The sequence below is a fragment of the Microbulbifer mangrovi genome (assembly GCF_002009015.1).
GTDB lineage: Bacteria > Pseudomonadota > Gammaproteobacteria > Pseudomonadales > Cellvibrionaceae > Microbulbifer > Microbulbifer mangrovi.
Genome location: NZ_LZDE01000190.1, coordinates 1 through 6,913, shown reverse-complemented (window position 1 = coordinate 6,913; position 6,913 = coordinate 1). Strand labels below are relative to the sequence as shown.

General features: G+C 55.9%; 4 protein-coding genes. 2 read left to right on the top strand and 2 right to left on the bottom strand.

The window, feature by feature from the left end:
• On the top strand, window positions 1-990 hold a 990-nt coding region (locus tag B4U49_RS01815), incomplete at its 5' end, for a TonB-dependent receptor domain-containing protein (protein WP_143735471.1).
• 32 nt (window positions 991-1,022) lie between these two features.
• On the top strand, window positions 1,023-1,898 hold the full coding sequence (locus B4U49_RS01810) for an oxygenase MpaB family protein (RefSeq protein ID WP_078082875.1): 876 nt from the start codon (window positions 1,023-1,025) through the stop codon (window positions 1,896-1,898).
• A 10-nt stretch (window positions 1,899-1,908) separates the two neighbouring features.
• Here B4U49_RS01810 and B4U49_RS01805 read toward each other — a convergent pair whose 3' ends face one another.
• Together B4U49_RS01805 and B4U49_RS19030 are read right to left on the bottom strand one after the other, a co-directional pair.
• Window positions 1,909-2,484 carry a cysteine hydrolase family protein gene (locus B4U49_RS01805; protein WP_078082874.1) on the bottom strand — a complete coding sequence of 192 codons (576 nt, stop codon included), beginning with the start codon at window positions 2,482-2,484 and terminating at the stop codon, window positions 1,909-1,911.
• A gap of 97 nt (window positions 2,485-2,581) precedes the next feature.
• The gene (locus B4U49_RS19030) at window positions 2,582-6,676 is read right to left on the bottom strand and encodes a hypothetical protein (protein WP_420811457.1); all 4,095 of its coding nucleotides are present in this window, start codon (window positions 6,674-6,676) and stop codon (window positions 2,582-2,584) included.
• Window positions 6,677-6,913 lie beyond the last annotated feature (237 nt).

Genomic DNA, 6,913 nt, shown 5'->3' with positions numbered 1-6,913 from the left:
GCGGCCTTTACCCACTGGAACCTGGATATCAACGAGAAATGGGGCCTGACCGCCGGCCTGCGCTACTCCCGCGACAAAAAGAACGGCGCCATGCTGCGCAACGCTTTCACCGCGGCCCCGAACGCCGTATTCCGCGTGCTCACCGCGCAGCCGGGACCAGAGTTTGACGACAACTACAGTGAAGATGCCTTTAGCGGCTCTCTCTCTGCCCAGTACCACTACTCCGATCGGGTGATGGCCTACGCCTCCTACAGCCGCGGCTACAAATCCGGCGGGGTGAATATCGACAACAGCGGTGCCGGTACCAACCTGAACAACCCGGAAGAAGTACCCGGCGCTATTCCGGAAGATCCGACATACCGCGCTGAGTACCTGGACGGCTACGAGATCGGCCTCAAGTCCGAGTACCTGGGCGGCCGCGCGCGCACCAACCTCGCGGTGTTCTACAACGACATCACCGACCTGCAACTGGCGCAGTTCCAGGGCACCAAGTTCACCGTGGACAATGCACCGGAAGCCACCGTCTACGGCCTGGAGCTGGAAAACCAGCTGCTGCTGAACGAAACCTTCGCACTGAACTTCGACCTCACCCATCTGGCGGAAGCGCGCTTCGGGAATGACCCGGTTCTCGGTATTCTCGCCGACCGCGAATTTGCCATGGCCCCGGAATTCTCCGCCAACCTGGCGCTGGATTTCGAGCGCCCGCTCGCCAGCAACCTCAACCTGTTCGGTCGCGTGGGTATGGTGTTCAACTCGGACATCTACTCCAACACTTCCAACAACCTGAAGGTCAGCAGCCAGAGCGAATACGCGGCCAACATCGGTGTGCGTTCAGACAGTGCCAACTGGGCCCTCACGGCCTGGTGCCAGAACTGCACGGATAACCGCTATGCCAGCGTGCACTTCGATTCACCGCTGCAGTCTGGAGACTACAATGCCTACGTATCCTACCCCCGTACCTATGGCTTAACGTTGCGCGGCAACTTTTAGGGTTTAACGTTGCAAGGAAATATCCAAGTCTGATGGATCTGGTAAAGAAGCATATTGAAGGTGCGCAGAAAGACGGGCCCAGGTTCGACTTTCTGCAACCGCAGGGAGAGGAAGCATTACTCCCTGCGGACTCGGTCACCTGGCGGATTTTCAAAAATCCGGTGTCCATGTTTGTCGGTGGTATCACCGCCGTCATTCTGGAGCTGGCGGAACCCAGGGTGCGCGACGGCGTGTGGAACCACACCACCTTCCGCACCGATCCCATGGGCCGCCTGCGCCGCACCGGACTCGCCGCCATGGTGACCGTGTACGGGCCGCGCAGCAAAGCGGAAGCCATGATCGCCGGCATCCGCCGCATGCACGGAAAAGTCTCCGGCGTTACCGAGGAAGGCTTCACCTACAACGCCAATGACGAGGAACTGCTGAACTGGGTGCAGGCCACCGCCAGCTACGGCTTTCTCGAGGCGTATTGCCAGCTGGTAAAGCCGCTCTCTGCGGAGGAGAAGGACACGGTTTACCGCGAGGGCGCTATCGCCGCGAACCTTTACGGGGCGGTCGGCGCACCGGACTCCGTCGGCGCACAGGAGGCCATGTTTGAGCAGATGCGGTCCAAGCTGAAACCTACGGCGATCATCGAGGAATTCCTCCATTTGATGCTGAGCACCCCGGTTTTCCCACTGCTCATGCGTCCTTACCAGCACCTGCTGGTACGCGCTGCTGTGGATATACTACCACTGGAAACACGACAGTACCTGCAGCTCGACACCCCACGCTGGCGCTTGAAAAGCTGGCAGCGCGGACTGATTCGATTCAGCGGGCGAATCGCAGACCGGGTTGTGCTCAAGTCGAGCCCGGCGGTACACGCGTGTCAGCGCCTTGGCCTGCCGGACAATTACCTCTACCGCTAGATCAATTCAGTCATTTACCACAAGACGCGAGTAATTCTGCTGCGGAACATGCGCGGCAGTACTCGCCATCCAGATTACTCAGAAAGATCCAGTGCACATCCTCCGCCGGCACCAACTTGCCGTCCAGCCGCTGTAGCGGAAAAGCCGCGGTTGCATCCTGGGGAACCGATACCCGATATCCCAGCCCCGCCGCCACACGCACCGTGGCATCTATCGAGTTGTTGGTGAGCACACCGCAAATAACCACCTCACTGATACCCCGTTCGTTCAACCAGTCTTCGAGCCTGGTGCCGATAAATGCGCAGTTTTCCGACTTGGTGAAAACCGGTTCGTCGCCCTCTGGCATCACTTCCGGTTTGAACGCGAAATGGGGTGAATCGGGGTGGTAGGGTGACTCCGGGAATTTTGAGGCGTGGCGGACGTGGGCGATGGGCAGGCCGGTATTCCTCCAGTGATCCAGCAGTAATGCGATGGTTTTTTCTGCATCGGGATTGTTGCGGTAGCCGCTGTCGAAGTGATCGATTGCGTGTTGAACATCGATGATCAGCAGTGCTGGATTTGGCGAAAGCAAGAGCGTCTCAGGCATTGCAAAAGTCCCGAACCTAAAAATTAGCCACTATCGTATACCCAAACGAAAAAAGCCGGTGGGGTTACCACCGGCTTTTGTTATCAATAGACGCCTTCTAAAGGGCCATTCTCCGGCGCCACAGGCCGCCGAGCATCATCAAGCACAGCAGCCAGAAGCCTGTACTGCCGCCGCTGGAGCCGCCGCCAGAGTTGCCACTTTCTTCCGGCACCGGCGTTTGACCACCGCCGCTAGAGATTCCATCGTCAGTGTCATCATTACCGTCGCCGCCGTCATCACCGCTATCATCTCCACCGTCATTACTGCCGCTATCGGTATTGTCACCATCATCGCCCCCGTCCGCGACATCGGCGTCCTTGAGGGTGAAGGTGAATTCCGCTTCTTCTGAGGACAACATCGGGTTGCCATCATCGGTGACCACAATACTGACACTGTAATCACCCACCGCCATCGATTGCGGATCAAAGGTAAATGATGCCTCATCACCCGGTGTCACCGGCAGCTCGCTGGTGTACCACTGGTAGCTGTGGCTGTCACCGCCATTGACGTCGGTCACTTCGGCACTCAGGGTTACGTCACCCGCATCGGTGGTAAATACCGTAGCCGGCTCGCCATTTTGCGCCGCCGAAATAGTTACCGTCGGCGCAATGTTGGTGTCGGTAATTGTCAGGCGGTGGCGCTGGTGATCGGCATCAATGGGCATTTCGAAGGTGGTATCACTGCCTGCCAGGGCGGCTAGCAGTTCGAGGGTTAGATACTCGTCGGGTTCGACAAGATCATCGCCGACAATGGGCACCACTACCGCAGCATTTTCCAGATCCTCAGCAGATTCGATGGTGAGAATTAGTTCGTTCAGGTTTACCGCATTATCGCCATCGGTAACAACATCCGCAGCGGTGGCATCACTTTCTGATTCTACCCAGCTCGCCATAATGGTAACGGGGTATTCCGGGGAGGGGCCGGACAAACTTACCGCCACTTCCGCCTCGCGATCTTCGCCCGTGGTTGACTCGCCTTGAGTAAAGCGCACTTGCGGGTAAACCTTGACGGATTGCGGCAGAGGCTCGGAGCGGTTGCCCGCATCGTCCACGGCGAACCAGTCCAGACTCAGAGCCCCGCTTGGCAGAGAAACCTGTTGCTCATCGTTGCGCACCAGCAGGTTGCCATCGAGCTCCACTTCGAATTCCAGCTCGTTGTCAAAATTGTCGTTGGCCCACGCTTGGATAACTCTCAGGCTTACCTGCGTGGTTTCGCCTGTAGCGGCCACACTGATTGGCTCTGGCGCTCTGAGCATTACGGGAGGGTCTTCATCAATTACACGTGTGGGGTCAGCTGGGTAGGGATCCTCATTGTTCACCACACCGTCATTATCATTGTCGTCGTCCAGAGTCAGGCCGGAGTTCCGCTGACAGATTGTATAACACCCAAGAACCCAAGCATCTGGCTTGCCGTCACCGTCAGTGTCCAACGAAGCAGCTGCATTTATCGGGAAAGCATCTTCGGCATTTAGCACCCCGTCGTTGTCGCTGTCATCGTCCAAGGTCAGACCTGAAGCGGACTGACATGCGCTATCGCAAGCTTCGAGCCAGGCGTCAGGCTGGCCATCGCCATCGGTATCCACTGAAGCAGCTGCATTGACCGGGAAGGCGTCTTCATTATTTACCACGCCGTCATTGTCATTATCATCATCCAGCGTAAGGCCAGAGCCAGACTGACAGGCGCTGTCGCAGCTTTCCAGCCAGGCGTCCGGTTTGCCATCACCGTCGGTATCTATTGACGCGGCGCTGTTGTCGGAAAAATCATCTTCTTCGTTCTCCACGCCGTCGTTGTCGGTATCGTTTGGTGAACTGTCGAGTACCAAGCCCGATCCGCTCTGACAGGCACTGTCGCACGTGTCGAGCCAAGTATCCGGAAGGCCATCGCTGTCTGCATCTACCGAAGCGGCCGCATTAATTGGGAAGGCGTCTTCCTCATTGAACACGCCATCGTTGTCATTGTCGTTGTCCAGCGCCAGACCCGAGGTAGATTGACAGGTACTGTCACAGTCGTCGTTCCATTGATCCGGCAAACCATCGAGGTCAGTATCTACAGACGCAGCTGGATTATTAGGAAACTGATCCAGAACCAATCCGCTGGAAGCACGACACTCGATTTCACAGCCAGCCTTCCAGAAGTCTGGTGCTCCATCACCATCACTGTCGACACTGGCGGCGAACTGTGTGGGGAAAGCGTCATATTCCTGTTCAACACCATCGCCATCGCCATCGCGGTGTACGCGGCCTCGCAACCGTAGCCCCGGCAATTCAGTTTCACTGCCAAAATCCCAGTAATTATTACCCGCGGTATCTAGGTAGCTGGACCACCCTTCATACAGCGAAATATCCGCGCAGTCCGTATTATCAGCGCCAGTAGGACAGCGAAGTTCCGCCAGCAAAACGCCCGTACCGACACCGCGACTGCTGGATATGCCCGAGGCATCCACTGCCCAATAACTCGCACTGACAGAACCTCCGCTCGATAACCCATCGGCGAATGAACTTGCAGAGACATACGCTGTGGAAAAACTGGCAATGAGGTCGTTATAGGAATCGCTATCCCCCAGCAGACCGCCAGCACGACGATTTCCGCTTACCAGCCCGGTAACGTAACTGGCGGTAATCTGTGTCTGACTGGCAGAACCAACCAGTCCACCAACGTTAGAACCAGTACCAGAAATAGAACCAGTAATAAAAGTGGCGGTGATTTGGCTATTTCTGGCCGCTCCCGCCAAGCCACCGATGTTCGACGCACCATGAATCGACATCAAGGGACCAGACATGCCCAGTTCTTTGATCGATGCACTGTATAGATGGCCGAAAAGACCCTGATAGAATTCGTCGGGACGGGTAATCATCAGGTTGCGAACAAGGTGGCCATTACCATGGAAAATAGCCCTAAAACCATTCTGTGAACTGTCGCCGATCGGCTCCCACCCCTCGCCGCCATTCCAGTAGTCATCGTTTATATCCAGGGCGCCATCGCCATTGGTGTCGAAGTTCAAATCGGAGATCAACTCGTAACCATGACAACGAATTTGCAACACACCGTCATACGAATTAATTGGGCAACCCGAGGTGTTCAATTCATCATCGGTACTTAAACGCTGACCTGCCCCCTCAAGGCTGTATCGCACAGCATCCAGTGCTGCCAGCGAGCCGATCTCAATCAAGCCATCCGAGTCGGCATCCGCATCTCTAATACCATCATTGTTATCATCGTCATCTTCTCGATTATTGATCCCGTCGTTGTCGGTATCATCGGGCATACCATCCAAGACAAAGCCGGAGTTGGATTGGCAGGCACTGTCGCAGTCTTGATTCCACTGGTCTGGCAAACCGTCCAGGTCAGTATCGAGTGCAACGGCAGCATTATTGGGGAATTGATCTAATACCAGGCCACTGGCCATTTGACAGTCGACATCGCATCCAGGTGTCCAGCGATCAATAGCGCCATCGCCATCGCTGTCGACACTGGCCGCAAAGAGAGTGGGAAATTCGTCATTAGCGTCGAGAGCACCATCACCATCGCCATCGCGATAAACGGCGCCGTTTAAATATAAACCGGGAAGCTCGCTCTCAGAGCCAAAATCCCAAAAGCTGTTAGCGTTGGTATCCTGATAGTCGGACCAACCTTCATAGAGTGTCTCAGTAGCACAGGCGGTGTCGTCGGCACTGGTGGGACACTGAAGCTCCACCAGGGTAACCCCTGTGCCACCATCGCTAGTCGTTATTCCCGATACATCTTTTGCCCAATAGCTGGTAGTGACAGGGGTTTGATTTGCGTTCCCAATCAGACCACCAGCATGGTCGCGTGCGGACACATATGCGGTGGAAAGACTGCCTGCAACCTGACTATTAGTACTTGAGCCAACTAGACCACCAACATTTTCATTACCAAAAGCAGAGCCCGTGGCGTAACTGGCGGTAATTCCCGTGTAATCACTATCACCGACCAAACCACCAACATGTTGATCACCAACAACGGAGCTAGTGGTGTAGCTTCCCGTGATTTCTGTGTAGTAACCACCACCAATCAAGCCACCGACATAAACACCAGCGCCTGTCACAGAACCATTGGCATAGGTCGCAATGATCTGACTGTATTGAGCGAAGCCCGCCAGACCACCCACAGTGCCCCCCCCTTCAATGGCCATTAACGGCCCGCTGAGGCCCAGCTCCTTGACGGTAGCATTTTCAAGAATGCCAAACAGGCCCTGATCATCCTGATTGGGGCGCGCGATCATCAGGTTCTGGATTCGGTGGCCATTACCCTGAAACAAACTCGTGAATGGATACTCCCAGTCGCCAATAGGCTGCCAGCCCTCACCCGCGTTCCAGTAGGTATCATTGCTATCGAGTACACCATCGCCATTGGTATCAAAATCCAGGTC

What these genes read in the sequence shown, in the direction of transcription:
- B4U49_RS01810 (WP_078082875.1), top strand. Translation starts at nt 1,023, where the DNA reads ATGGATCTGGTAAAGAAGCATATTGAAGGTGCGCAGAAAGACGGGCCC.
- B4U49_RS01805 (WP_078082874.1), bottom strand. Translation starts at nt 2,484, where the DNA reads ATGCCTGAGACGCTCTTGCTTTCGCCAAATCCAGCACTGCTGATCATC.
- B4U49_RS19030 (WP_420811457.1), bottom strand. Translation starts at nt 6,676, where the DNA reads ATGGCCATTGAAGGGGGGGGCACTGTGGGTGGTCTGGCGGGCTTCGCT.